1 protein-coding gene is annotated in these 543 nt (G+C 75.3%); it reads left to right on the top strand.

Going from position 1 to position 543, the window contains the following annotated elements; all coding sequences use genetic code 11:
* On the top strand, positions 1–543 hold a 543-nt coding region (locus KDM41_18880; GenBank protein ID MCB1185490.1), incomplete at both ends, for an iron-containing alcohol dehydrogenase.

Here is a 543-nt window from a genome sequence, read left to right as displayed (position 1 = left end):
AGCCTCGCGGCCGCCTCCCTCCGCGCCGCCCGCCACAGCGTCGCCGCTTCCGAGCCCAACAAGTCTCTCCACACCGCCCAGGCCATCGTCGAGGCCGCCGCCGCCGCACGCCTCGAACGCACCGACGCCATCGTCGCCCTCGGCGGCGGGGTCGTGGGCGACCTGGCGGGCTTTGCCGCCTCCATCTACCGGCGCGGCATCGACATCGTCCACTGCCCCACCACCCTGCTGGCCATGGTCGACGCCGCCATCGGCGGCAAGACCGCCGCCAACCTGCTCACCCCCGACGCCCGCCTGCTCAAGAACATGGCCGGCACCTTCCACCAGCCCAAGGCGGTCCTAGCCGACACAGCCGCCCTGGCCTCGCTCCCCCCCCGCCACCTCCGCGCCGGCCTGGCCGAGTGCGTCAAGCACGCCATGCTCGCCGCCCACGCGGGCGACCCCGACCTGCTCGCCGCGATGGAGCAGGACCCTCCGGCCGTCGCCGCCAGCAGCCTGGCCCCCGCCGCCACCGCCCGCCTGATCGACCTCATCGCCCGCAAC

Source organism: bacterium (assembly GCA_020440705.1).
In the GTDB taxonomy this organism is placed as follows: domain Bacteria; phylum Krumholzibacteriota; class Krumholzibacteriia; order LZORAL124-64-63; family LZORAL124-64-63; genus JAGRNP01.
Note: the sequence above shows the minus strand (reverse complement) of the source record. Positions and strands in the feature narration are given on the sequence as shown.